This is a genomic window from Qipengyuania mesophila (assembly GCF_019711655.1).
Taxonomy (GTDB): domain Bacteria; phylum Pseudomonadota; class Alphaproteobacteria; order Sphingomonadales; family Sphingomonadaceae; genus Qipengyuania; species Qipengyuania mesophila.
In genome coordinates, this window is record NZ_JAIGNU010000001.1 from 913,298 (window position 1) to 938,997 (window position 25,700).

The following is a 25,700-nucleotide window of genomic DNA, read 5'->3' on the forward strand; positions in this document are numbered from 1 at the left end:
GTCTTTCCCAGGCGAGCTTCTGGTCTAGCGCTTCAGGCGCTCCGCATGCCAAGCGACATGCTCGGCGAGGAAGGTCGAGATGAAGTAGTAGGAATGGTCGTAACCCGGCTGCATGCGGATTTCGCCGGGGATGCCGGCGCTTTCGCAGGCTTGGACCAGGAGCTCTGTCTTGAGCTGGTCCTCGAGGAAATTGTCTCCCGTGCCCTGATCGACGAGCAGCCCGTCGATCCGCGCGCCGTCCTCGATCAGCGCGCAGGCGTCGTATTCACGCCACGCCTCGCGGTCGGTGCCGAGATAGCCGCCCAGCGCCTTTTCACCCCACGGACAATTGAGCGGGCTGACGATCGGCGAGAAGGCACTGACCGAGCGGAACCGGTCGGGGTTGCGCAACCCCACGGTGAGCGCGCCATGTCCACCCATCGAATGGCCGGTGATGCCCTGCCTGTCCATGTCGACTGGGAAGTGCTCCGCCAGCAGCGCGGGCAATTCCTGCTCGACATAGTTGCGCATACGGAAATGCTTGGCCCAGGGCGCCTGCGTCGCATCGACGTAGAAGCCCGCACCCTGCCCGAAATCATAGGCCTCGTGGTCGGGCACGTCCTCGCCGCGGGGAGAGGTGTCGGGAGCGACGAAGATCACCCCGTGCTCGGCGCAGGCGGCGCGATACTCGCCCTTTTCGGTGACGTTCGCATGCGTGCAGGTGAGGCCCGAGAGGAACCACAGCACGGGCAGCCTGGCGCCCTCCGCATGCTCGGGCACGAAGACCGAGAAGATCATCTCCGTGCCGGTGCTGGACGAGGCGTGGCGATAGACGCCCTGCACGCCGCCGTGGCTGCGATGCTCCTCGACCGTCTCCAGCGCCACTGCCATGTTCAGAGCGCGATCTCGTAGGCAGCGGTGGTCTTTTCGGCCACCTCCTCGGTCGTCACGCCCGGTGCCAGCTCGATCAAGCGGAACGGGCTGTCGTGGTCGGGGCGGTGGAACACTGCGAGATCGGTGATGATCATGTCGACCACGTTCTGTCCCGTCAGCGGCAGCGTGCATTCGGGGATGAACTTGGGGCTGCCGTCCTTGGCGGTGTGTTCCATCACCACGATGATCTTCTTCACGCCGGCGACGAGGTCCATGGCGCCGCCCATGCCCTTGATCATCTTGCCCGGGATCATCCAGTTGGCGATGTCGCCATTCTGCGCGACTTCCATGGCGCCGAGCACGGTCAGGTCGATATGTCCGCCCCGGATCATCGCGAAGCTCGCCGCGCTGTCGAAATAGGCGCTGTGCGGCAGTTCGCTGATGGTCTGCTTGCCCGCGTTGATCAGGTCGGCGTCGACCTCGTCGGGATAGGGAAACGGCCCGATGCCGAGCATGCCGTTCTCGCTCTGCAGCGTGACATGCATGCCTTCTGGAATGTGGTTGGCGACCAACGTCGGGATGCCGATGCCGAGATTGACGTAATAGCCGTCTTCCAGCTCCTTGGCCGCGCGGGCGGCCATCTGGTTGCGATCCCAGCTCATTATGCCGCCTCCCTTTCGCGGGTCGTCGTGAATTCGATCTTCTTGTCGTAGGGCGCGCCAACGATCATCCGCTGGACGTAGACGCCCGGCAGGTGGATGCAGTCGGGATCGAGGCTGCCGGTGGGCACGATCTCTTCCACCTCGACCACGCAGACCTTGCCGCAGGTCGCGGCGGGCAGGTTGAAATTGCGCGCGGTCTTGCGGAACACGAGGTTACCCGTCTCGTCGGCCTTCCACGCCTTGACGATGGCGAGGTCGGCGAAGATGCCGCGTTCGAGGATGTAGGTCTCCATAACCCCGTCTCGATTGGCGAACTCCTTGTGCTCCTTGCCTTCGGCGACCTGCGTGCCGACGCCCGTCTTGGTATAGAAGCCGGGAATGCCCGCGCCGCCCGCGCGCATGCGCTCGGCGAGCGTGCCCTGCGGGCAGAACTCGACCTCGAGCTCGCCGGACAAGAACTGGCGTTCGAATTCCTTGTTCTCGCCGACATAGGAAGAGATCATCTTCTTCACCTGCTGCGTGCGCAACAGCATGCCGATGCCTTCGTTGTCGATCCCGGCATTGTTGCTGGCGAAGGTCAGGCCCTTCACGCCGCTGTCGCGGATCGCGGTGAGCAGGCGCTCGGGAATGCCGCAGAGGCCGAAACCGCCGCTGGCGATCAACATGTCGTCGCGCAGCACGCCTTCGAGCGCGGCGGCGGCATCGGGATAGAGTTTGCCCGCCATCAGAACACCACCACGCTGCGGATGCTTTCGCCTGCATGCATAAGGTCGAACCCCTTGTTGATTTCTTCCAGGCTGAGAACATGGGTGATCATCGGGTCGATCTCGATCTTCCCGTCCATGTACCAGTCGACGATCTTGGGCACGTCGGTCCGGCCCTTGGCCCCGCCAAAGGCCGTGCCCCGCCAGTTACGACCGGTCACCAGCTGAAAGGGCCGCGTCGCGATTTCCTTGCCCGCTTCGGCCACGCCGATGATGATGCTCGTGCCCCAGCCGCGGTGACAGGCCTCGAGCGCGGTACGCATGACTTCGGTGTTGCCCGTGCAATCGAAGGTATAGTCCGCCCCGCCATCGGTCATCTCGACCACCTTGGCGACCACCTCGTCGCGGCTCATGCCCTTGGTGTTGAGAAAGTGGGTCATGCCGAACTTGCGGCCCCATTCCTCGCGATCCGGGTTGATGTCGATGCCGACGATCATGTTCGCACCGGCGAGCCGCGCGCCCTGGATGACGTTGAGGCCGATGCCGCCGAGGCCGAAGACCACGACATTGTCGCCGACTTGCACCTTGGCGGTGTTGGTCACCGCGCCGACCCCGGTGGTGACGCCGCAGCCGATATAGCAGCTGGTCTGGAAGGGCGCGTCCTCGCGGATCTTGGCGACCGCGATTTCGGGCAGGACGGTGAAGTTCGAGAAGGTCGAGCAACCCATGTAATGGAAGATCGGCTCGCCCTTGTAGGAAAAGCGCGTGGTCCCGTCGGGCATCAGTCCCTTGCCCTGTGTCGCCCTGATGGCGGTGCACAGGTTGGTCTTGCCGCTGAGGCACGACTTACACTGGCGGCATTCGGGGGTGTAGAGCGGGATCACGTGGTCGCCGGGTTTCACGCTGGTGACGCCTGCGCCGACTTCACGGACGATTCCGGCGCCTTCGTGGCCGAGCACGCTGGGGAAAATGCCCTCGCTGTCGAGCCCGTCGAGCGTATAGGCGTCGGTGTGGCAGATGCCGGTGGCCATGATCTCGACCAGCACTTCGCCCGCCTTGGGCCCTTCGAGGTCGAGCTCGACGATTTCGAGCGGCTGTTTCGGGGCGAAGGCGACGGCGGCGCGGGTCTTCATGGGCAATGCTCCGGACGGTGGGTGCCGGCGCACCGGCCTCGGGGCGAAAAAGGTGGTGGTGAGCCGTGCTGGGTTCGAACCAGCGACCTACTGATTAAAAGTCAGTTGCTCTACCGACTGAGCTAACGGCCCGACCACGGCGTGCCACCTAGGGGCGCCGTCGCGGGTGGTCAAGCGGCTGTTGCGGCTATCCCGTCATGCACGCCGTTCGGCCCGCCGCCACAGCTGGCGCACGGTCAATCGCGTCACCGGATCGTGCCAGTGCGGGGCGATCTGCGCAGCCGGACGGAGCACGAAATCGCGCTCGCGGAATGCCGGGTGCGGGATCGCCAGCTCCGGCGAATGCCACGCCCCGCCGCTCCACAGCACGATGTCGAGATCGAGCGTGCGCGAGCGCCAGCGCTGCCCCCGCCGCTCGCGTCCAAACGCCTGCTCGATCGCCTTGAGGCTTTCCAGCGTCTCGGGCGGATCGAGATCTCCCGCGATCAGCGCGGCGCCATTGGCATAGCGGCGCAGAGATGGACCGAGCGGTCGGCTGTCGATCCAGCGCGAGACTGCCTCGACCTGCCAGCCCTCTTCCGCCAGCGCCGCGACCGCCGCATCGAGCACCGCGCGCGGGTTTCCCACGCCCGGCAGCCGCCGGTTCGAGCCCAGTGCGATCAGGTAGCGATGCGTGCTTGCCTCGGTCATGCCCCCGCCCTAGCCTCCGCACGACAAACAGCCAAACGGGAGCGGCGGGGCATGAAGGTGAAGGCAATTCTGCTGGCGGGTGCGCTGGCGATAACGGGACAGGCAGCGGCGCAGGATACCGCGACGCGAGACCTCACCCCGCACGAGCAGCGCGTACGCGACATCTACCGCGACATCATCGCTTTCCGCAGCGCCGCAGGTCAGGAACAGGTCGACGACGAAGTCGCCTATCTCAAGGGGCGGCTGGCCGAGGCGGGTTTCGCCGAGGAAGACCTGATGGTCACCGACTACGACAGCAATGGCAATGCCACGCAGGGGTTGATCGTGCGCTATCGCGGCGACGGCTCCTCGGGCGAGAAGCCGATCGTCCTGCTCGCGCATATGGATGTGGTCGACGCGCTGCCCGAAGACTGGGAGCGCGATCCCTTCACGCTGGTCGAGGAGGACGGCTATTTCTTCGGTCGCGGGACGCAGGACAACAAATACGGTGTCGCCAATCTCACCGGCACCTTCATCCGGCTGAAGGAGGAAGGCTGGATGCCCAACCGCGATCTCTATCTCGCCTTCTCGGGCGACGAAGAGACCGGGATGATCTCGACCCGCGCGCAGGCCAAGTGGGTCGCCGAGAATGTCGACCCGGCCTATGTCCTCAATTCGGATGCGGGAGGGATCGGGCTCGCCGATGATTTCTCGCCCATCGCGCAGCAGGTCCAGCTGGCCGAAAAGACCTATGTCACCTTCGACATCACTGCGGCCAATCCGGGCGGCCATTCCTCGCGCCCGCGCCCCGACAATGCGATCTACGATCTCGCCGCAGCGCTGACGCGGATCTCACAGCATGCCTTTCCGGTGCGCGAGAGCGAGCTGACGCGCAGCTATTTCGCCGCCATGGGCCAGAGCATTCCCGGAGAGCTCGGCGCGGCGATGCGCGCCTTTGCCGCCGATCCCGCCGATGCTGCGGCTATCGCGACGATCAGCGCCGATCCGGGCTTCGTCGGCACGCTGCGCACGACCTGCGTCGCGACAATGCTGAAGGCCGGCCATGCCGAGAACGCCCTGCCGCAATCGGCCACAGCCACGGTCAATTGCCGCGTCTTCCCCGGCGAGGGGGTCGAGAGCGTTAAGGCCGCGCTCGAACAGGCGATCGGCAATGAGGCGATCAGCGTGACGCAGCGCGCCGAGGCGACCGAAAGCGCCATGAGCAGCTTCCCCGATGAGGTCCGCGAGGCGCTCGCCAAATCGCTGGCCGCGCGCTTCGGCAGGCCCATCCCTATGGTCCCGACGATGTCCTCTGGCGGGACCGACGGCATGCATTACCGGGCGCTGGGCTATGACACCATCGCCATCGGCGCGGGCGCCAGCCGCTCGCAGGATATCTACGCCCACGGGCTCAACGAGCGTATGCGGGTCGACGCCTTCTATGCCGGGCTCGACCACTGGAGCATCGTGCTCAAGGAACTGGCCGGAGACTAGAATATCTCGTTGGGCGCCGGTCGGACGATGAAGGCGCCCAGCGATAGCTGGCGTTTGCGCGCCAGGAAGCCGCTGGTTTCCATGCCGTAGGGGGCGAAGACGTTCGCGGAGTAATTGGTCGCGCGCAGCTGCACTTCGACCATGTCTTCGGTCTGGCGGTGGACGACGATCGCGGCAGCGGCGACCAGCCCTTCGGCAATGCGCGACCGCAGCACTTCGGCGAACCGGTCTAGCACGGTCTGCTGGCCGTCGATGGCACCGCTCTCGAGCACGGCGACATTCTGGATCGAGCCGGTCACGCGCAGCTCGAACAGCAGCGGGAAGAAGGTCCCGTCCTTCTCGATCCGGGCGACTGCCGCCTCGAGCGCGGCGGTAAAGAGGGCGTCGAGCTGGTTCTGATCGATGCCCCCTGCCAAGCTCAGAAATCCTCGGCGATGCGCCCGTAGAGCTGCGGCCGGCGATCGCGGAAGAAGCCCATCCCCGCGCGGTGCTTGGCCGCGCGGTCGAGATCGAGCGTCGCGATCAGCGCGCCGCTGTCCGAGGCGCCGAATTCCTCGGTCAGGTCGCCCCATTCGTCCGAGATGAAGCTGTGCCCGTAGAAGCTCTGCTGCCGGTCGGCCGGCCCTTCATGGCCGATCCGGTTGGCGGCGCAGACGGGCATGCAGTTCGACACCGCATGGCCGATCATCGCGCGGCGCCACATGCGGCTGGTGTCGAGATCGGCGTCATAGGGCTCGGAGCCGATCGCGGTCGGATAGAACAGCACTTCGGCGCCCTGCAAAGCCATCACGCGCGCGCATTCGGGGTACCACTGGTCCCAGCAGATACCGACGCCGATGCGCGCGCCGAAGACATCCCATACCTTGAACCCGTCGTTGCCCGGGCGGAAGTAGTACTTCTCTTCGTAGCCCGGACCGTCGGGAATGTGGCTCTTGCGATAGGTGCCCATCAGTTCGCCATCGGGTCCGACCATGGCGAGCGTGTTGTAGTAGTGGTGTCCGTCGCGCTCGAAGAAGCTGGTCGGTATCGCCACGCCGAGCTTCTTCGCGAGGTCCTGCATCGCCTGCACACTCGGGCTGTCGGCTGTCGGGTGCGCCAAAGAGAAGAGGTCCTCCTCCTCCTCGCGGCAGAAGTATTCGCCCGCGAAGAGTTCGGGCGGCAGGATGACCTGCGCACCCTTCCCGGCAGCCTCTTCGACGAGTGCGGAAACGGCCGCGATATTGTCCGCCGCCTCCTTGCGGGCGAGCGACAGCTGCAGAACGGCTACGGTCAGGTCTCTCATGCGCTCCGCACTATTTCTCCCGCAGGGCGAAGTCCACCTGGATATAGACGTCGCTGCGCGTGGTCCCGACCATCATCGAGGGCGAGCCCTGTTCGGGCATGGGCATGCTGACGGGCGGCGGAGGCGGCGCCACCGCCTGCGTCCGGATCGCCGCGCTTTCGTTCATTGCATCGGCGCCGCGCAACCAGGTCTGGCCCTGCTGCCCCCCGGCGTCGCGGATGTAGAGCACCCGGCTTACTTCCATTCCCGCGGCTTCGGCATAGACCTCGGCCCGCTTCCGCGCCGCCTTGTAAGCGTCGGCATAGGCGAGGTTGGCGGTCGCCTCGGGATCGGTCATCGACAGGTTCGGGCCCGACACGATGTTGGCCCCGGCTTCGGTGACCGCGGTCACCGCAGCACCGGCCCTGGCCGGATCGCGCATCGTCACCTCGACGACGTTGCCGGCCTGGAACTGGCCCTTGCGGTCGCCCCAGTTGATTCGCTGGACGCTGACCGCGCGGGTCTGGATGTCCTTTTCCTCGACGCCCAGTTCGCGCAGCGCCACGACGATCTCGGCGATCTTGTCCTGATTGGCCTTGCTCGCTTCCCTGGCCGATCGGGCCCAGGTTTCGACTCCCGCCTGGAACTGGGCGCGGTCGGGGCGGCTTTCGGCCTGCCCACTGGCGCTGACCGAGAGCAGCGTCTCGCCGTGGTCGACCCCGCGCGCCTCGTCGGCACGGTCGGTGCAGGCCGCGAGCGCGAGCGGCGCGACGAGAAGGAGATAGACAGGTTTCATCGAGCATTCCCTCTATGTGATAGTGTTACATCGAGGGAATGCTCACCGGGGCATGAACGCTGGCTGACGGATCAGCGCTTGCGGAAGAGCAGCGTCATCCGGTCGGATTCGCCCAGATCGCGCGTGCGCGCGTCCATGGCATCGTCTCCGCTCAGGCCGGGAGGCATCACCCAGACGCCGCCTTCCCAGTTCGCCGGATCGCGCGGATTGGAATTGATCGTGCTGCTGTCGACGAGTTCGAACCCGTGCGCGCGCATCAGCGCGATGACATCCGTTTCGCGCAGATAGCCGTTCCCGCCCAGCGTGTAATCGGCGGGAGCACTCTCCTTGGCGCGATGCTGGACGATGCCGACCATCCCGTCGGGTTTGAGCAGGCCGCGGATGCGCGAGAGTTCTGTGTACATCGCGCCGGAGCGGAGCAGATTGTGCATCTCGCGGAAGATCAGCACGCGATCAACCTGGCCCTTCAGTTCCTCCGGCAGGTCCTGCGAGCCATAGACCGCCATCGGCGCGCCGGTCAGGCCCCATCCGGGCGCGGCTTCGCGGAACTTCCCCGGAAGGCCGCCGAAATAGGTCTCGAACCGCTCTGCGTCGGCGGCGGCGGGATCGGGGGTGAGGCCGATGTAGAGGCCCTGCGAACCGAGATAGGGGACGAGTACACGCGTGTACCAGCCGCTCGCCGGCATGTAGTCGACCACGGTCTGGCCGGGCTGAACCCGGAAGAAGCCGAGCGTTTCGGCGGGGTGACGCCACTCGTCGCGTGCCCGGTCCTCGTTGCGGGTCGGGGCGGCAAGCACCTGGTCCATCGACACCGGGGCGACGACGGGCGCCGCTGCATCGTCGGGTTGGGCCTGTTCGTCGGGTCCCAGGATGACATCGAGAATGCGGCCGAGCACCTGGCGGGTCGAATTGCCCTCCTGCGCGACAGCGGGTGTTGCCATGGTGGCAAGCGCTGCGCCAGCCAACGCGGCGGTAATCGATCTACGCATTGATTTCTCCCCTGTTTGTACCCTGACAGCAATAGTTGCGCGGGCACGCATGACAAGGACGAAGCGGCTCCCTATCTGTTCCGCGCAAAGGAGATCGAGTGACATGGCTAAACAGCAGGCGATCGTTGCCGGCGGGTGCTTCTGGTGCACCGAGGCGGTGATGAAGGACGTGATCGGCGTCGACGGCGTCGAGAGCGGCTATATCGGCGGGCACAAGGCGCACCCGACCTACAAGGAGGTCTGCACCGGCGACACCGGCCATGCTGAGGGCGTGCGCGTGACCTTCGACGACGAGCGGATCAGCCTCGCCCAGCTCTACGACGTCTTCATGGGCACGCACGATCCGACCCAGTTGAACCGGCAGGGCAACGACGTCGGCACGCAATACCGCAGCGCGATCTTCCCGCTCGAAGGGCAGGAAGCGGAGGCGAAGGCCGCCATCGCGCGCTGGAACGACGAGCATCCGGGTCAGGAAGCGGTGACCACCGTCGAAACCGGCGAATGGTATCCGGCCGAGGATTACCACCAGGAGTATTGGGAAGGCGAAGGCCAGCGCAATCCCTACTGCCTCGCGGTCATCCCTCCCAAGCTGATGAAGCTGCGCAAGAGCTTCCAGAAATACCTCAAGGACGACGCCTGATTCGGCTTCCGCCGGTGCAGGAGAGGGGAAGGATTTCCCCTCGACAGTCCATGCACATGGACCGCCTGTTACACGGTCCATTGCGAAAAAAGAGCCGGGCCCGCACGCAACCTCCTGATGGAGAGGCAGCGGGTGTGCGGATCGACCATGCGGCATGGCGCAAATATCGCACGGCGGTGCCATTGTAGGAAAGCGCGTGCTCTGCAATTCTCGCGCGCATGCCGGGAGCACACCGCAAGGCCTTCACATCCGACCATGTCGTCCATGGCGACGGCAGGGTCGAGTTCGCCTGTTCGCAGGACACGCAGGCCTGGCCGTGGACGGCGATCGGCCCGCACCATCCCGGCGCGATCCAGGCGGCGAGCTACTGGCTGAGCGTCGAAAGCGCCATGGCGCTGGGCGGCTGGGACCCGGACAAATGGTCCGCGCTGACCTGGACCCGCTGGGCCTGTGGCGATCCGGGGGTCGGCCGCATGGCGAGGGGGCGTTACGAGCGCGTGCGGATCGAGGGGAAGGAAAGCTTCTCGGTCCATCTCTTCGATGCAGAGGATGCGCTCGTCTGTCGCCTCGACGGGCGCGGCGTGGTGTTCCGCACGCGCGATTTCGAAAAGTGGCGCAGCGAGGCGAAGGGGGCGTCGGCTAAGATCGCGTCGGCCAACTTTGACTATGCCGATCCCGAAGTGCTCGGCCTCGACGACGGCGAATTCGCCTTCCTCGGCCCACTCGACGGAGCCCGGGCGACCGGCCTGCTCGATGCCGAGAACGCCATGCCACCCGCCCATCCCTGGCTCGACGGTTCGGGCGACCATGTGAACTCGGCGCACCTTGCCGAGGTCGCCCGGCAGTTCGTCAGCCTGCTGCGCGGCGGCGCCCCCTTCCGCGTGACCAAGGCCGAGATGCGCTTCGATCGCTATGTCGAACTGGGCGTGCCGTTCGAGATCGAACGGACAGGTGGCGAGAACGACTTCGTCTCGATGCAATTGCGTCAGTCTGGCCGAGACTGCACGCGGATCGACTATCGAATAGAACCAAGACCGCCAAATAGTTGAAGTCGGTCCGGAAAAATGGCTTGTAATCGCGGCCCTACTTGTCAAGAACAGAAGTTCAAACGGGGGGTCGTTCCATGAAAATCATCTTTGCCGCCGCACTGCTGTGGGCAAGTTCGCTATCTGCACAGGAAACCGCGGAAGCGGAACAGTTCTATGACGCGGAATCGAAGAGTGGCGAGGAGTTGAAGGCGAAGGTCGGGGACAAGGACGATCCCTGGCTCGAACGACCCTGCGAGCTCGGCGTGCCACTATTCGGAGAGCTGGCAAGGCGCTTGCCCGAAAACCCGTTCTTCATTCGTGGTGAACTCTTGTCGGGCGCGTTCTGCGACGATGTCGAGGGCGAATACGAAGCAGGGCTCGTCAAGCTCAAGCAGCTAGAAAACCACTGGCCCGAGAACGACTTCAGCAATCTCGGCTTCTATTTCGCATTCCGCTCCAATGATGCGACCGAATATCTTTCGCGCCTGCGCGCGCTCGACGACAAGCAACTCAGCGAGTTCGATCCAGAACGATTCTGGCAGGGCGCGAGGATGATCAACACTCAGGGCGCGAGTGACGCCTTCGACGACCTGATGCTCGAATGGATCGACAGCCGTCGCTTGAGCATTCTCCCCGCCGACCTTCAAGGTGGGGTGTCGAGAAACGCGCTTGAGGCAGCGATCAGACAGGGTCGTACCGATATGGCCCCGCAGCTGCTGGCGACGATCCGATATCCGTCGACTTACGTCGACCTCCTCGCCAGCCGCAAGTACGAACCGGTCTGGCCGCTCGTGGCCGAACGCGCCGGCCCTCATCTCGACCGGATCACCGACGAATATGCATTCTGGGCGCTGGGCCGGCTGGAAAACCATTCCGAGGATCGCGACCGCTTCTCCGACGCGGCGCATGCCCTGCACTTTGCCGGCCGGTTCGAGGAAGCGATCGCGCTCGCCCAGCAATGGCGAGAGCGCGAAGGGGCCATGGAGTCGATCGAAGAAGGGGACGGCTGGGCCCTGAACATCGAAGCCTACGCGAACGACGCGCTTGGTCGCCGCAAGAAGGCAGACGCGATATTCGACCAACTCGCCGAGCTCGATCCCGAAGAGCATCCGTGGGTGGTCAATTTCGTGATCAATCGCGCCTCACGCCTGGTCGGGCAGGAACGGTGGGAGGAAGGGCTCGAGGCTGCCGGGCTGGCCCGCACAGTCGCGGCGAAGTGGGGATCCCCCTATGCCCGCATGATCGTGGCACGCGATCATGTCTGCGCCCTGATGGCCCTTGGCCGGAGCGATGAGATCGCCCCCGACCTCGCCTATCTGCGCGAGAACGCGGCAGAGTTCTACCCGCTCGCCGCACAAGCCCTGCAATGTGCCGGCGCGCCAGGCGAAGCGACCGCGTTGCTTCTCGAAGGCATCCGCGACGAGCGGTACCGCGCGGGGGTGGTCAGTGCCCTGCAACCGAGCGCCTTCGACTTGTTCTATACACCCTCGCAGCTGCCGGAGCAGCGGGACCTGCTCGACACGAGTGCCGAACTGAGAGCCGCCTTCGAACGATATGCACGGCTCGTGCCCGAGGAATTCATCCCGACGGCTTCGATCCGCGCCAAACGCTGATTATCCGGCTGCGGGCTCCTTCTTCCAGCGCGCGATGAAGAAGCCGTCGAGCCCACCCGGTTCGGCGAGCATGCCGGGGTCGGTGCGCAGCCAGCCCTCGGGCGTGGGGGCGAGGCCCTGCGGCAGTTCGCCGGGCAGGACCGGCGCGACGGGAAGCTCGATGGCAGCGGCCTGGTCCTCGCCCTCTTCGCGCTCCAGCGAGCAGGTGGCGTAGACCAGGGTCCCGCCGGGCTTCAGCCAACCAGCCGCGCGTTCAAGCAGCGCCGCCTGCAGCTCGGCCATGTCCTCTATCTGGCGCGCGCCGATGCGGTGGAGCACGTCGGGATGGCGGCGTGCGGTGCCCGTGGCGGTACAGGGCGCGTCGAGCAGGATCGCATCGAACTGGTGTTTCGGCTCCCATTTGAGAGCGTCGGCGCGGACCGTTCCGGCCTTCAATCCTGTACGTTTGAGATTGGCCTTGAGCAGGTCGAGGCGGCGCTTGGAAATGTCGAGCGCGGTGACTTGCCAGCCCTGCGCAGCCAATTGCAGCGTCTTGCCGCCGGGCGCGGCGCAGAGGTCGAGCACGTGGCGTCCCTCGCCTGGTCCCAGCAGGCGCGCGGGCAGCGAAGCCGCGAGATCCTGTACCCACCAAGCACCCTCGACGAATCCCGGCAGCGTCTCGACATTCGCGCCGCGCGGCAGGCGCAGGTGGCCTTGCATCAGGCTATCGGCGGAGAGCTGGACCTGCCAGTGCTCGGTTTCGGACGGGTCGCGGAGCGTGAGATCGAGCGGCGGCGGTTCGGCGAGGCCCGCGGCGATCACCGGAGCATGACCGCCCCAGCGCGCCGCGACCTCGGCCGGCAGGTTCGGCACCTCGGGCAGCGCAACCTCGCGCTTCGTCAGTGTCGAGAACACGCCATGCGCAAGTCTGCGCGGACCACCCGCGAGCAGGTCGAGCCCGGTCGCAACCACCGCATGCGGCGGCGTGCCGAGGCGCAGCCATTGCGCCAGCATCATCCGCAGTACCTGCCGCGCCTTGGCATCGGCGGGCAGCGGCTTCCTCGTCGCGCTATCGATCAGTGCATCGAGATCGACCAGCCAGCGCAATACCTCGCTGGCGATGGCGCGGGCGAGCGCCTTGTCCTCGAACTTGCGCACGTCCTTGGTCGCACCGGCGAAGCCGATGTCGAGCGTCTCGCCGCGGCGGAGGACCGCATCGAGCAGGCGCAGCGCCGCCCGGCGCGCGTGGATACCTTGGGGTTGGGCCATTGGCCGCGCGCCTTACCCGCCCTTGCGCAAAGCCGCCAGCGCCATCATCTTGGCTGCATGACCGAGCGCGCGACCAAACGCCCCCAGGGCTTCGACAAGCCTTCGCATTGGACCAACGATCCTCCGCCCGAGCCGAGGAAGAGCGAGGACGAGGAAGAACTCAGCCCGACCCGCTACGGCGACTGGGTGAGGGACGGCATCGCGGTGGATTTCTAGGCGAGTCCTGTTTGCGCCCTCAAACGCCGGGCGCCGCACATCCGTGCGGCTTGGCTTCCTCGCATAGGCTCGGGCGACCGGTCGGCCTTGCCTCACCTTCGGTTCGGTCTTTCTAGAGCGGCTTGAGCGCGATCTTCAGCCCGTCCCTGGGCTTGGGGATCGGCCAGGCCTGCCATTCGGGATCGCCGTCGACCAGCTCGACCCGGTAGCGCGGCAGGAGCTGCGCCATCAGGATCTTCACCTGCATGTAGGCGAAGTGCAGGCCGAGGCACATATGCGCGCCGCCGCCGAAAGGGACCCAGGCGTATTTGTGCCGCGCCTTCACCTTGTCGGGGGTGAAGCGCAGCGGATCGAACTTTTCGGGCTCGTCCCAATATTCGTCGCTGTGGTGGGTCCAGTGGATGTTGATGCCGACCGGCGTGCCCGCGGGAATCCGATAGCCGCCGAATTCGAAATCGCGCAGCGCGCGGCGCGGCATCGAGGGCACCGGCGGGATGAAGCGCAAGGCCTCCTTGAAAGCCATTTCGGTGAGCTCGAGCTTGCCGAGGTCCTCATAGGCGAGATCGCGCGGCTTGCCCTGTGAATCGGCGCCGCCGGTGACCGCGTCGACCTCGTCGCGCAGCCTTTCCTGCCACTCGGGATGCTTGGCGAGCAGCCACAGCAGCGAGGTGGCGGAGGAGGTGATGGTGTCGTGCGCCGCCATCATCAGGAAGTTCATGTGATCGACCACCTCGTCGACCGGCATCAGGCTACCGTCGTCATATTCGGCGGTGGCGAACTGGCTGAACATGTCCTGCCCGCCGCCCTCGGCGCGGCGGCGATGCGTTTCCTGCGTGAAATAGTCGACCAGGAAGGCGCGCCCGTCGACGCCCTTTTTCATCTGGGTGAAGGGCAGCGGCTTGCGCACCGGGGCGACGCTGGCCTGGACCATGTCGACGAAGGCGCGGTTGATCTTGTCCGCCTCGGGCCCCCAGGGGATGCCGATGAAACTGTCCGCGGCGAGGTCGAGCGTCAGTGCCTTGATCGCCGGATAGAAGCGCATCTCGCCCGCGCCCCATTGCTCGACCTGCCGGGCGATCCCGCGGTTGAGCGCGTCGGCATAGTGCCGCATCGGGCCCGGCTTGAAGGCGATCGACAGCGCGCGGCGGTCGGCGCGGTGATGGTCGAAATCCATCAGCATCAGCCCGCGCGGGAAGAGCTGGTCGAGGATCGGCCCCCAGCCCTGTTCGGAGGAGAACAGCTTCTCGCGGTCGAACAGCACGAGCTCGTTGGCATCGGCGCCGATCAGGGCGACGTTCCAGCCGCCGAAGGCCCGGTTCTTGTAGACCTTGCCGTATTTCTCGACCATCGCCCTGGCCATGCCATGCGGATCGGCGAGCATCCTGAAAGTGTTGCCGACCAGCGGCCAGCCCTTCTCGCCCGGGATATGCGCCAGCGCATCCGCGTCGGGATTGCCCTCGGTCCAGTGGGTGGGCAAGGTTTCGGTCGGCTGGTGGGCGGCAAGCGTGGCCATCGGTAGCTCCTGACAACTTACCGCAGTGTAAGTAATTCCTAGCCCGGAATCCAGCCTGCCAATTCGCGCCGCAGAAGCGTCTCCAGCATCGCGAGGCCGGCGTCCGATGTGTTGAGGCAGGACAGTGCGGCGAAATGCTCGCCCCCTGCCTCGGTGAACTGCTCGCGGCCCTGGATCGCCAGCTCCTCGAGCGTCTCGAGGCAGTCGGCAGAAAAGCCCGGCGCGGCGATGGCCAGGCGTTTCGTGCCGGCCTTTGCTTCCTCCTCGATCACCGCATCGGTCGCCGGCTCGAGCCATTTGGCGCGGCCGAAGCGCGACTGGAAGCTGGTGCGCAGCCGCAGACCGGGGCGCGCAAGCCTTTCCTCGACCAGCCGCGCGGTCTTGCGGCAGTGGCAATGGTAGGGATCGCCGAGATGCAGCGTGCGCTCGGGCATGCCGTGGAAGCTCAGCAGCAGCAGCTCGGGGGTGAAGCTAAGCGCATCGAGCTGGCGCGCGAGATCCTCCGCCAGCGCGTCGATATAGGCGGGGTCGTCGTGATATTGCGGCAGCGTGCGCAGCGCGGGTTGCCAACGCATTGTCCGCAGCTTGTCCGCAGCCTTGTCCACAACGGTGGCGGTCGTCGCCGCGCTGTATTGCGGGTAGAGCGGGGCGAGCAGGATGCGCTCGCACCCGGCGTCCATCAGTGTCTGGATCCGCTCGGGGATCGACGGTGTGCCATAGCGCATCGCCCAGTCGACCATGACCTCGGTCCCGAGACGCGCCTGCATCGCCTCGGCCTGCGCGCGCGTGATCGCCGCCAGCGGCGAGCCCTGCTCGGTCCACACCTGGCTGTAGGCATGCGCGCTTTGCTTCGGGCGCGTATTGAGGATGATGCCGCGCAGGATCGGCTGCCACAGCAGCGGCGGCAGTTCGACCACCCGGCGATCCGACAGGAATTCGGCGAGATAGCGCTTCACCGGCCCCGGCTCGGGCGCGTCGGGCGTGCCGAGATTGACGATCAGCACGCCGACGCGCCCCGATGCCACTAGTGGGTGGTCGGTCGGTGGATTCTGCGTCTGCCAGGTCATAGGCCCTCCGAAAGCAATGGCAGGCGGCGAAAGCGCACGCCGGTGGCAGAGTAAAGAGCATTCGCGATTGCCGGCGCGGCGACGGCCACTCCGAGCTCTCCAGGATCGCAAGGCTCTGCCTCGCTCGGGAGGAATTCGATCACCATCTCGGGACAGTCGGCGAGCGTCGGCAGCGACAGGCCGGCCAGCGTGTTGGGTACGGGCTTGCCGTCTTCGTAAGCGATACTCGATCCGGTCGCGAGCGAAAGGCCGAAGATCAGCCCGCCCTCGATCTGCTGACGCGCGATGTCGTGATTGACGATCCGTCCGATATCGACCGCTGCATGCAGTTTTGTCACGCGCACCCCGCCCTCGGCCAGCGTCGCCTGCGCAACACAGGCGATCCTCCCGCCATCGTCGCGGGACCCGACACGAACCATCGCGAGGCCCTGCCCGGTCCCACGGCGGCCACCGTCCCAGCCTGCCAGCCGCGTCGCGCGACGCAGGCAATCGGCCATGCGTGGGCTCTTGCCGAGCATTTCCATGCGATAGAGGAAGGGGTCTCGACCGGCGCGCTCGGCCAGTTCGTCGATGAAGCTCTCGATGAAGAAGGCGGTGTAGGCCAGGGCATTGCCGCGCAGCCGCCCGCTCGGGATGGGTATGCTCACGGGTACGTGATCGATCGCCACATTGGCGATGGCATAGGGTGGTACCGCGCCCTCGCAGGCGAGCGCATCGGCGCCGCCCGCGGCATGCTCGATCGCCGCCTGCGGTGTCTTGTTGTCGAACAGGCGGAGGCCAAATTCGCGCATGGCTGACGGCATGGCCAGCCGCGCGCGCCAAGCCGCGATCCGCCCGCCACTCGCCGGTTCGAAACCCGCTTCCAGCCGGGCGCTGATCGCCGGGCGTACCGGGAGCGACTGGAATTCCTGGACGCGCGGCCAGGTCAGCTGGACCGGTCGCCCGACCTCGCTGGCGATCTGCGCCACCTCGATCGCATGACGCCGTTCGAGCCGAGCGTCGAAGCTGCCGCCCGCCGCGGTGGGATAGAGCACCACGTCTTGCGGCGCGATGCCAATCGCCTTGGCCGCCGCGCGGCGCGTCAGTTCGGGTGCCTGCGCCGCGATCCACAGCTCCAGCTTGCCGCCGTCGAAACGCGCGGTGGCAGAGGCGGTCTCGATCGTGGCATGGACGGCCGGGGCGACCGCATAGTCCTGGGCATAGTCGGGCCGCGCAAGCAGGTCGTCGGCATCGCCTTCATCGACAATGCGTTCGGCCTCGCCCTCGTCGAGTGCCGCGTCGAGCGCCTGCAGTGCTCCGGCGCTCTCGACCACCTTCGGGCCGACAAAGGTCGGGCGCATCGCCTTGAGCGCCTGTTCGGCGATCCACCAGCTTTCCCCCACCGCGGCGAGGTAGCGGCGCGATTTCACTACCGCGACGAGCCCGTTCAGCCCGGCGACCGCTGCGGCATCGAAACGGGCAAGGTCGGGCTGGCCCAGGGGCCCGTGGCGGATCGAAGCATAGACCATGTTCGGCAGGCGGATGTCGGCGGCGAACAGGAAACTGCCGTCGACCTTGGCCGGCAGGTCGAGCCGCGGAAAGGCCGGCGCGAGTTCTGCCGCCGCGGGGGACGCCTCTTCGCTCGCCGGCACGACTCTCAACGGCGGCGGGTCGGGCGGATCGAGCTCGGCAGCCTCTTCGACCAGAGCCCCGAAGCCAAGTTGACGGTCGCCATGGCGGACCAGCCCCTGCTCGACCTCGCATTCCTCCCAATCAACCTCCCAGCGCGCCGCGGCCGCCATCGCCAGCAGCGCGCGCGCGCTCGCCGCCGCTTCGCGCATCGGCGTCTCGTAGGCGACGAGCGAGGTGCCGTCGGCGGTGGCCGCGAAGGCATTCGAACGGGCGAAACTTTCCGCCAGCCGGCTATCCGGATCACCCGCCAGAGCCGGAAGACGCGACCATAGCGGGGCCCATTTCGCGGCCAGCGGGATGTTGGCGTAGAGACCGGCTGGGGGCACCGGTTCGACGCCGACCTGGCGCCAGTCGGCACCCAGTTCGACTGCCGCGACCTGCGCGAGCACGGTGGTCACCCCCTGCCCCATCTCGAGCTGCGGTACCGCCACCGTCACCACGCCGTCGGTCCCGATGGTGATCCAGCCGCCGAAATCGCGATCGTTCGGCCCCGGCGCGAGCGGGCTGGCATAATGGCGCGGCCAGAGCCACCAGGCGACCGCGAGGCCGCCACCGACCGCCGCGCCCGCGATGATCTGGCGCCGCGTGACGGGAAGCTGGTCTAGCTGTTCTCGCCAATCCATGCGTCGACCTTGGCGGCGATTTCGTGGAAAGGCGAGCCCAGCGCGCCCTCATCCGCGGCGGGCGGTTTGCCCCTGTCGCTCCCCTCGCGGATGGCGAGGTCGAGGGGAATGCGCCCGAGGAAGGGCAGATCGAGACGCGCGGCGGCCGTTTCCACTCCGCCCTTGCCGAAGGGGTCCGACAGCTCGCCGCAATGCGGGCAGGCATAGCCCGCCATGTTCTCGACCAGACCGATCACCGGCACGCCCGCCTGATCGAACAATTGCCCCGCACGCGCAGCATCGATCAGCGCGAGATCCTGCGGCGTCGAGACCAGGACCGCGCCGATGGGCTTGAAGCGCTGGAGCATGGTCAGCTGGACGTCGCCCGTCCCCGGCGGGAGGTCGACCAGCAGCGTGTCGACGTCGCCCCAATGCGCATCGACCAGTTGCGACAGCGCATTGCCCGCCATCGGACCGCGCCAGGCGAGCGCACGTCCCGGTTCGACCAGATGGCCCATCGACAGGACCGGGATGCCGAAAGCACTCTCGACCGGGACGAGTTTCTCGTCGCGCGCGACCGGTTTGCTGCCCTGATTGCCGAGGATGACTGGCTGCGAGGGGCCGTAGATGTCGGCATCGACCAGCCCGACCTTGCGCCCGCGACCGGCCAGCGCGATCGCGAGGTTGGCGGTCAGGGTCGACTTGCCGACCCCGCCCTTGCCGCTGCCGACCGCGATCAGCCGGCGCTGCACGCGCTCGGCGGTCATCGCCACATGGACCTGCGAAATCTCGTCGCGCGCCGAAAGGATATCGGTCACCGCGCGTTCGATTTCGGCGCGCTCGCTGTCGCCGAGACCCGCCGCATCGATCACGGCGATGGCCCGGCCCTCCTTCACGGTGAGCGCGGAAACGCGGGCGGCGATGCTGGCGGGCAGAAGCGATTTCGGATCGATCGAACTCATGGGGCGCGCTGCTGTAGCATCGAAAAGCGCGCGGCAACCCCTGTTTTTCCGAAGAACGACACCTATAAGGGATGACATGAGAATTTTCGACGGGTTCGGACAGAGGATATCGCTGGCGATGGCGGGCAAGAAAAGCCCCTGGGGCGGCTCGGGCAATGACGGCGAGGGCGACAAGCCCGGCAGTTCTGAGAGCGGTGACAAGCCCAAGGGCCCGCGTAACCCCTGGCTGCCGCCGGGTGGCGGTGACGGCGGGCGCCGCGCGCCCAATATCGAGGACATCTTCAAGAGCCGCGGCCCCGAAGGCCCGCGCCGCAGCGGCGGCGGCGGACCGGGCGGTCCCGGTTTCCGCTTTCCGCAGCGCCCCGGCGGCAAGAGCTGGTTCCCGGTTGCATTGGCAGGAATCGTCGTCTTCGGCCTGTTCGCGTCGAGCGTCCATCTGGTCGAGGCGCAGGAAAAGGCGGTGGTCAAAACGCTCGGCAATTTCACCCGGACGATGGAGCCGGGCCTCAATTTCTCCGCGCCCTTCCCGATCGAGACGGTCGATGTGGAAGACGTCGAAGGCGTGCGCACCGTCCGTATTCCTGGCAGCAACAGCCAGGCCAAGCTGATCCTGACGGGCGACCAGAACCTGGTCGACCTCAGCTATATCGTGCGGTGGAACATCAAGGATCTGGCGGGCTTCAAGTTCCGTGTGGTCGACCCTATCGAGACGGTCAACGACGCCGCTGAAGCCGCCATGCGCGCATCTGTAGCCGAGACCGAGCTCGACGAGACCTTCTCGGGCCAGGGCCGCGCGGCGATCGAACTGGACGTGCGCGAACGGATGCAGCGCACGCTCGACGGCTATCAGGCGGGCATCCGCGTGCTTGGTGTCGAGATCGAGAAGGCCGACCCGCCGGCGCAGGTGGTCGACGCCTTCCGCGACGTCCAGGTGGCCGAACAGAACGCCGATGCGGCGCGCAACCAGGCGCGCGGCTATGCCCAGCAGGTGCTGGCTCAGGCCGAGGGCGAGGCCGAGGCTTTCGACAAGGTCTACGAACAGTACCGCCTGGCGCCGCAGGTGACGCGCCAGCGGCTCTATTACGAAACCATGGAGCGCGTCCTGAGCCAGACCGACAAGACTATCGTCGAGACCAACAACGTGACCCCCTATCTCCCGCTGCCGGAAATCAAGCGTCGGGCGCAAAGGAGCGCTCCCGCGACCACAGTGACCGCGCCGGAGGGCCAGTGAGATGAGCGATTTTCTGCAGAAGTACCGCACCGCGGTGATCGCGCTCGCCGTGGCAGTGATCGGTTTCATGATGAGCGCCTTCGTCGTGCCCGAGGAAGAGCAGGTGGTGATCATCCGCACCGGCAATCCCGTCGGCACGGTCAACACGCCGGATGGCAAGACCGGTGCCGGCCTCTATTTCCGCGTGCCGTTGATCGAGAGCGTCAATCGCGTCGAGAAGCGCCTGCTCGATCTTGAAATGAAGGACGAGGAAGTCCTGTCGGCCGACCAGCAGCGCCTGCTGGTCAATGCCTATGCCCGCTTCCGGATCACCGATCCGGTGCGCATGGTCGAACGCGCCGGCTCGACCGATGGCGTGCGCAACGCGCTCGAGCCGATCCTCAATTCGGTGCTGCGCCAGGAACTCGGCCGGCGCACATTCCAGGCCATGTTGACCGCCGAACGCGGCAATGCGCTGGCCAATGTCCGGGCCAACCTCGACCGCCAGGCGCGCCAGTACGGTGCCGAGGTGGTCGATGTGAAGATCATGCGCACCGACCTGCCCGAGGCGCCGCTGCAATCGGCCTTCCGGCGGATGGAATCGGACCGCGAGCGCGAGGCGCGCACGATCCGCGCACAGGGCGGCCGCGACGCTCGCATCATCCGCGCCGAGGCCGACGCCCAGGCCGCCAAGATCTATGCCGACAGCTTCGGCAAGGACGCCGAGTTCTACGATTTCTACCGCGCGATGCAGAGCTATGACGCGACCTTCTCCAACGCCGAGAACAGTTCGGAGAGCAGCATCATCCTGTCGCCGGACAACGAATATCTGCGACAGTTCCGCGGGCGGCGTTGATCGTTCGTCGAGCTGGCGCCGTGCCGTTCAATCGGCATTCAGCGGCGGGCGAGACAGTGCCCGCCTGACCGCAGGGCAAATGGCGTGCTAGCGATTAGCCTGACCAGGAGCCCGGCCAAGTAGAGAAGAGGACGAAAAGGACGTGAAGCCCGTGCGATACGCATATTCCGTGACGAGTGCGCTGCTGGTGGGCGGCGCCGCCATCTCGCTTGCGACCGGCTATCCGGCCGGCGCCCAGGTCGCCCAGAACGACGACAGCCACATGGAGCGCGTCGTTCCGCGCGCCGGCGCACCGGCCAGCTTCGCCGATCTCACCGCGCAATTGCAGCCGGCGGTGGTCAATATCTCCACCCGCCAGCGGATCGAAGTTGCCAACAACGGGGGCAATCCCTTCGCCGGGACCCCGTTCGAAGGGCTTTTCGGTCGTCGCGGCGGCGGCCAGCAGCAGGAGCCGCAGTTCCGCGAGGGCCAGTCGCTCGGCAGCGGATTCATCATCTCGGCCGACGGCTACATCGTCACCAACAACCACGTCGTCAGCCCGACGGGACGCGGGACGGTGGAGGAAATCACCGTCACCATGCCGGACGGGACCGACTATCCCGCCGAGCTCGTCGGGACCGATGCGCAGAGCGACCTCGCGGTGCTCAAGATCAGCCGCCGCGCAGCCTTCCCCTTCGTCGAGTTCGGCGACAGCGCCCAGACACGCCCGGGCGACTGGGTGGTCGCGATCGGCAATCCCTTCGGCCTCGGCGGCACGGTGACCTCGGGCATCGTCTCGGCGGTCTATCGCAACACCGGCCAGGGCGGCGCCTACGACCGCTACATCCAGACCGACGCGGCGATCAACCGCGGCAATTCGGGCGGTCCGCTGTTCGACATGCAGGGCAATGTCATCGGCATCAACAACGCCATTTTCTCGCCATCGGGCGGCAGCGTGGGCATCGGCTTCGCCATCCCCGCCGAAATCGCCGCTCCGATCGTGCAGAAGCTGCGCGACGGGGTCGAGATCGAGCGCGGCTATCTCGGCGTACAGATTCAGCCGGTCTCCGACGACCTCGCCGATTCGCTCGGCGTGGCTCAGAATCGCGGCGAATTCATCCAGTCGGTCCAGCCGGGCGAACCGGCCGACAAGGCGGGCATCCGCGCGGGCGACATCGTCACCAAGGTCAACGGCCAGGATGTCACCCCCGACCAGACGCTGTCCTATCTCGTTGCCAACATCGCGCCCGGCAAGACCATCCCGGTCGAGCTGATCCGCGACGGCGAGAGCCGACGGGTCAACGTCACGGTCGGCAAGCGCCCGAGCGAGGAAGAACTGCGCCAGCAGCAGCAGTTCAACCCCGATGCCGAAGACGAGGATCCGATGGAGCCGGACGAGAACGCGGTGATCGAGCAGAAGCTCGGCCTGCAGGTCCTGCCCCTGACGCCGCAGATCGCCCGCCAGCTCGGAGCTGGCGAAGACACGAAGGGTCTCGTCGTTGCGGGCGTCGACCAGAACGCCGACGCGGCGCGCAAGGGCCTGCAGCGCGGCGACATCATCCTCACCGCGAACTATCGCGCAGTGACCACGCTCGACGATCTCGAGAACACGATCCGTACCGCGCAGGGCGAAAACCGCGAGGCAGTGCTGCTGCGGGTCCAGCGGCGCGGTCGCCCGCCGGCCTATGTCGCCGTTCGGCTGCGCTGATAGCCAACTGGACATAGTGGATAGAGAAGGGACGGCTTCCTCGATGCGAGGGAGCCGCCCTTTTCCATTGCAGGTTCGCTATTCGATCGGTCGGGAGGTCGGCCGCGGAGTGGGCTGCGGCCGCGGTTCGCGCCGCGCGCCGGTCGCCTCGTTGAGGAAGTCGTCGCCGACCGCCTGCGGCGCGCCATCGGCACCGCGCGGGGCGGGTGGCGGAACCCGCTGGCCGTTGGGGCCCGGCGGAGGCGCCCGGCCGGGATCGAGTGTGCGATCGAACTCGTCGCCGAAGGGATCCTGGCGCTGCCGGTCGGACGTGCCCGGCTCGATCAGATTGCCCTGCTCGTCGATGAAATAGTAATCCTCGGGGTCACCGAGCATGTACTCGTCGTCGGGCTCCAGTTGCCATTCCGGAAGCTGCAGGTCGGTGTCGAATTCCTCCACGGGGCGATCCTTCACCGCATAGCGCATGTAGGCGGCGAAGGCGCGCGCCGGGGCGGTACCGCCGGCAAGTCCGCCGACGCGGGCATTGTCGTCGCGCCCCATCCACACGCCGGTGGTGATGCCCGACGAAAAGCCGACGAAATAGCCATCCTTGTTCGAGCTGGTGGTGCCGGTCTTGCCCGCCACCGGGCGCCCGATCTGCGCTGCGCGACCCGTCCCCGTGGCGACTGCCGTCTGCAGCAGATCGGTGATCCCGGCGGCGACGTAATCGGGGACCAGCTGCGCGCTGCGCGCCTGTTCGTGCTGGTAGAGCAGGTCGCCCTCCGCTGTTTCGACCTTCAGGATGCCGTAGGGTTCGACCGAATTGCCGCCCGCCGACACCGCTGCGAAGGCGCGGGTCATGTCGATCAGCCGGACCTCGTTCGACCCCAGCACCATGGCGGGATAGGTGTTGATCTCGGTGCTGATGCCGAAGCGCCGCGCCATCGACGCGACCGTACCGAATCCCACCTCGTTGCCGAGCTGCGCCGCGACGGTGTTGATCGAATAAGCGAAAGCGGTTCTCAGATCGATCTCGCCGACGTTGCGTCCGGAGGAATTGCGCGGGCTCCAGCCATTGATCGTCACCGGCGTATCGACCACGCGATCGTCGGGCGTATAACCCGCCTCGAGCGCGGCGAGATAGACGAACAGCTTCCACGCCGAGCCGGGCTGGCGCAGCGCATCGGTGGCACGATTGTAGTTGGTTTGGACATAATCGGTGCCGCCGACGAGCGCGAGCACGGCGCCGTCGCGGTCCATGCTGACCAGCGCGCCCTGCGCGCCCTTGGGCGTGTTCGACTTGATCGACGCGGTCGCCGCGCGCTGCATGCCGACGTCGAGCGTGGTCCAGACCTCGATCGGCTCGGTCGTGTCGGGCAACAGCAGGTCGAGCTGCGGAAGCGCCCAGTCGGTGAAGTAGCGGACCGAATTCTGACCCGATTCCTCCTTCAGCTTCACCGCACTTGGATCGACGGTGACGTCCGGCGCAATCCGGCCCTGCTCCTTCATCAGCCGCAGCACGACGCTGGCGCGGCCGACCGCGGCATCGACATCGGCGGTAGGCGAATAACGACTCGGTGCTTTGACGAGGCCGGCGATGATCGCCGCCTCGGCGACCGACAGCTCGTTGGCGGGATGGCTGAAGAACTTCCGGCTGGCCGAATCGATGCCATAGGCCCCGCCGCCGAAATAGACCTTGTTGAGATAGAGCTCGAGGATCTGTTCCTTGGAGAACTTCGCCTCCAGCGCCATCGCCAGCACCGCCTCGCGCAGCTTGCGATCGAGCGAGCGGTTGTTGTTGAGGAAGACGTTGCGCGCAAGCTGCTGGGTGATGGTCGAAGTCCCGCCGACGCGCTCGCGCGAGCCCGTGATCCCTTCGATGATCGCCCCGCCGGTACGCCAGGGATCGATGCCGAGATGCGAGTAGAACCGCCGGTCCTCGACCGAGACCATCGCATCCTTCATCAATTGCGGGATTTCATCGGCATCCAACCATTTGCCAAAGCTCGGTCCAAGCTCGACGATCTCGGTCCCGTCGCGCGCGCGCACGACGATAGTCTGCCCGGTCTGCGTTGCTTTGAGCTGGTAGTAATTGGGCATCGAACGCGCCGCGAAGGCGACAGCGAGACCCAGGAACAGCGCCGCCAGCAGCGCGAAGGCCCCGCCCCAGATGACCAGGCGGCGGGTCCACAGCTTGAGGCGGCTTTGCGGTGTGTCCGCAGCGGCCCGTTGAGCGCGCTCCTGGCGCGTCGAGCGCTTGCGGCGACTCCCTCTCTTATCCATATTTTACGCAGGCATCCTTGTTGTTCGCCGCCCTATAGTTGCCACAATCTTGCATGGCGAGGTCTAACGCGGCGTGAACGCCGCACTGCGCATCACACCCGATCAATCCTCGGGCTCGAAGTCGAGCGCCGCGGAATTGATGCAATAGCGCAGCCCCCCGCGATCGGGTGGCCCGTCGGGGAATACGTGGCCCAGGTGACCGCCGCAATTGGCGCAGGTTACCTCGGTGCGGATCATGCCGTGCGAGGTGTCGCGATGCTCGTCGACGGCCTCGCCCTCGGCGGGTGCGGTGAACGCCGGCCAGCCGCAGCCGCTGTTGTACTTGGCGTCGCTCTCGAACAACTTCTGCCCGCAGCCGGCGCAGTAATACTCGCCCTCGGCGTAATGCTTGTCGTACCGGCCGGTAAAGGCCCGCTCGGTGCCCGCCTCGCGGAGCACGTGATACTGTTCGGGCGTGAGCTTCTCGCGCCATTCGGCATCGCTCAGTTCGGGCTTGTCGGGCAAAGCTTGTCCTTTCCTGTCACGCCCCCATATAGCGGCAACCGGAGCCAGTGCCCACGGTTCC

At 66.4% G+C, this 25,700-nt stretch carries 24 protein-coding genes and 1 tRNA gene; 8 read left to right on the top strand and 17 right to left on the bottom strand.

The annotated features are described in order from the left end of the window. Positions 1-24: 24 nt before the first annotated feature. The 6 genes from fghA to folK form a co-directional block, all read right to left on the bottom strand. Positions 25-864: an S-formylglutathione hydrolase gene (fghA, locus tag K3181_RS04545; RefSeq protein ID WP_345725476.1), complete on the bottom strand. Its 840-nt coding sequence runs from the start codon at positions 862-864 to the stop codon at positions 25-27. An 8-nt stretch (positions 865-872) separates the two neighbouring features. Further along, entirely contained in the window at positions 873-1,514 is a 642-nt protein-coding gene (locus K3181_RS04550; RefSeq protein WP_221601229.1) for a CoA transferase subunit B, read from the bottom strand. Beyond that, a complete protein-coding gene (locus tag K3181_RS04555; RefSeq protein WP_221601230.1) occupies positions 1,514-2,239 on the bottom strand; it encodes a CoA transferase subunit A in 726 nt (241 codons plus the stop codon). Before K3181_RS04555 ends, K3181_RS04550 begins: the two co-directional genes overlap by 1 nt. Beyond that, on the bottom strand, positions 2,239-3,351 hold the full coding sequence (locus K3181_RS04560) for an S-(hydroxymethyl)glutathione dehydrogenase/class III alcohol dehydrogenase (RefSeq protein WP_221601237.1): 1,113 nt from the start codon (positions 3,349-3,351) through the stop codon (positions 2,239-2,241). Before K3181_RS04560 ends, K3181_RS04555 begins: the two co-directional genes overlap by 1 nt. Before the next feature lie 56 nt (positions 3,352-3,407). After that, positions 3,408-3,483 (bottom strand) — tRNA-Lys (locus K3181_RS04565). Positions 3,484-3,546: 63 nt separating this feature from the next. Continuing rightward, positions 3,547-4,041 (bottom strand): 2-amino-4-hydroxy-6-hydroxymethyldihydropteridine diphosphokinase, encoded by a 495-nt coding sequence (gene folK, locus K3181_RS04570; RefSeq protein ID WP_221601239.1) that lies wholly within the window; start codon positions 4,039-4,041, stop codon positions 3,547-3,549. Between the two features lie 51 nt (positions 4,042-4,092). Between folK and K3181_RS04575 the strand changes: the two genes are divergently transcribed. Next, complete coding sequence (locus K3181_RS04575; RefSeq protein WP_247714861.1) at positions 4,093-5,514, top strand: M20/M25/M40 family metallo-hydrolase; 1,422 nt, start codon at positions 4,093-4,095, stop codon at positions 5,512-5,514. Here K3181_RS04575 and K3181_RS04580 read toward each other — a convergent pair. The 4 genes from K3181_RS04580 to K3181_RS04595 form a co-directional block, all read right to left on the bottom strand. Beyond that, a complete protein-coding gene (locus K3181_RS04580; RefSeq protein WP_221601243.1) occupies positions 5,511-5,930 on the bottom strand; it encodes a hypothetical protein in 420 nt (139 codons plus the stop codon). The genes K3181_RS04575 and K3181_RS04580 overlap by 4 nt on opposite strands. 2 nt (positions 5,931-5,932) lie before the next feature. After that, complete coding sequence (aguB, locus tag K3181_RS04585; RefSeq protein WP_221601245.1) at positions 5,933-6,796, bottom strand: N-carbamoylputrescine amidase; 864 nt, start codon at positions 6,794-6,796, stop codon at positions 5,933-5,935. A gap of 10 nt (positions 6,797-6,806) precedes the next feature. Beyond that, positions 6,807-7,571, bottom strand: a complete 765-nt coding sequence (locus tag K3181_RS04590; RefSeq protein ID WP_221601248.1) for an SIMPL domain-containing protein — start codon at positions 7,569-7,571, stop codon at positions 6,807-6,809. 71 nt (positions 7,572-7,642) lie between these two features. Further along, positions 7,643-8,560 carry a class I SAM-dependent methyltransferase gene (locus tag K3181_RS04595; protein WP_247714862.1) on the bottom strand — a complete coding sequence of 306 codons (918 nt, stop codon included), beginning with the start codon at positions 8,558-8,560 and terminating at the stop codon, positions 7,643-7,645. A 103-nt stretch (positions 8,561-8,663) separates the two neighbouring features. Here K3181_RS04595 and msrA point away from each other — a divergent pair, with 103 nt between their 5' ends. The 3 genes from msrA (at position 8,664) to K3181_RS04610 (ending at position 11,841) form a co-directional block, all read left to right on the top strand. Next, a complete protein-coding gene (gene msrA / locus K3181_RS04600) occupies positions 8,664-9,200 on the top strand; it encodes a peptide-methionine (S)-S-oxide reductase MsrA (RefSeq protein WP_221601250.1) in 537 nt (178 codons plus the stop codon). A 218-nt stretch (positions 9,201-9,418) separates the two neighbouring features. Then, entirely contained in the window at positions 9,419-10,249 is an 831-nt protein-coding gene (locus tag K3181_RS04605; protein WP_221601253.1) for a hotdog family protein, read from the top strand. 74 nt (positions 10,250-10,323) lie between these two features. Then, on the top strand, positions 10,324-11,841 hold the full coding sequence (locus tag K3181_RS04610; protein WP_221601255.1) for a tetratricopeptide repeat protein: 1,518 nt from the start codon (positions 10,324-10,326) through the stop codon (positions 11,839-11,841). Here K3181_RS04610 and K3181_RS04615 read toward each other — a convergent pair whose 3' ends face one another. Further along, positions 11,842-13,089: an RsmB/NOP family class I SAM-dependent RNA methyltransferase gene (locus K3181_RS04615; protein WP_221601257.1), complete on the bottom strand. Its 1,248-nt coding sequence runs from the start codon at positions 13,087-13,089 to the stop codon at positions 11,842-11,844. It lies immediately after the preceding gene. A 57-nt stretch (positions 13,090-13,146) separates the two neighbouring features. Between K3181_RS04615 and K3181_RS04620 the strand changes: the two genes are divergently transcribed. Further along, positions 13,147-13,305 carry a DUF1674 domain-containing protein gene (locus K3181_RS04620; RefSeq protein ID WP_221601259.1) on the top strand — a complete coding sequence of 53 codons (159 nt, stop codon included), beginning with the start codon at positions 13,147-13,149 and terminating at the stop codon, positions 13,303-13,305. Positions 13,306-13,417: 112 nt separating this feature from the next. Here K3181_RS04620 and K3181_RS04625 read toward each other — a convergent pair whose 3' ends face one another. From K3181_RS04625 to K3181_RS04640, 4 genes are read right to left on the bottom strand one after another with little or no spacing between them, the layout of a single operon-like run. Further along, complete coding sequence (locus tag K3181_RS04625; protein ID WP_221601261.1) at positions 13,418-14,818, bottom strand: cytochrome P450; 1,401 nt, start codon at positions 14,816-14,818, stop codon at positions 13,418-13,420. Positions 14,819-14,856: 38 nt separating this feature from the next. Beyond that, the gene (gene hemH / locus K3181_RS04630; protein WP_221601263.1) at positions 14,857-15,885 is read right to left on the bottom strand and encodes a ferrochelatase; all 1,029 of its coding nucleotides are present in this window, start codon (positions 15,883-15,885) and stop codon (positions 14,857-14,859) included. After that, complete coding sequence (locus tag K3181_RS04635) at positions 15,882-18,179, bottom strand: xanthine dehydrogenase family protein molybdopterin-binding subunit (RefSeq protein WP_221601266.1); 2,298 nt, start codon at positions 18,177-18,179, stop codon at positions 15,882-15,884. Before K3181_RS04635 ends, hemH begins: the two co-directional genes overlap by 4 nt. Next, a complete protein-coding gene (locus K3181_RS04640) occupies positions 18,158-19,120 on the bottom strand; it encodes an Mrp/NBP35 family ATP-binding protein (protein WP_221601275.1) in 963 nt (320 codons plus the stop codon). Before K3181_RS04640 ends, K3181_RS04635 begins: the two co-directional genes overlap by 22 nt. 76 nt (positions 19,121-19,196) lie before the next feature. Between K3181_RS04640 and hflK the strand changes: the two genes are divergently transcribed. The 3 genes from hflK (at position 19,197) to K3181_RS04655 (ending at position 22,873) form a co-directional block, all read left to right on the top strand. Further along, entirely contained in the window at positions 19,197-20,351 is a 1,155-nt protein-coding gene (gene hflK / locus K3181_RS04645; RefSeq protein WP_221601277.1) for a protease modulator HflK, read from the top strand. A 1-nt stretch (position 20,352) separates the two neighbouring features. Then, positions 20,353-21,186 carry a protease modulator HflC gene (gene hflC, locus K3181_RS04650; RefSeq protein WP_221601279.1) on the top strand — a complete coding sequence of 278 codons (834 nt, stop codon included), beginning with the start codon at positions 20,353-20,355 and terminating at the stop codon, positions 21,184-21,186. A 151-nt stretch (positions 21,187-21,337) separates the two neighbouring features. Continuing rightward, the gene (locus K3181_RS04655) at positions 21,338-22,873 is read left to right on the top strand and encodes a Do family serine endopeptidase (protein ID WP_221601281.1); all 1,536 of its coding nucleotides are present in this window, start codon (positions 21,338-21,340) and stop codon (positions 22,871-22,873) included. A gap of 78 nt (positions 22,874-22,951) precedes the next feature. Here K3181_RS04655 and K3181_RS04660 read toward each other — a convergent pair whose 3' ends face one another. After that, positions 22,952-25,135 (bottom strand): transglycosylase domain-containing protein, encoded by a 2,184-nt coding sequence (locus K3181_RS04660; protein ID WP_221601283.1) that lies wholly within the window; start codon positions 25,133-25,135, stop codon positions 22,952-22,954. A gap of 102 nt (positions 25,136-25,237) precedes the next feature. Continuing rightward, a complete protein-coding gene (gene msrB, locus K3181_RS04665; protein ID WP_221601285.1) occupies positions 25,238-25,639 on the bottom strand; it encodes a peptide-methionine (R)-S-oxide reductase MsrB in 402 nt (133 codons plus the stop codon). Positions 25,640-25,700: the final 61 nt, after the last annotated feature.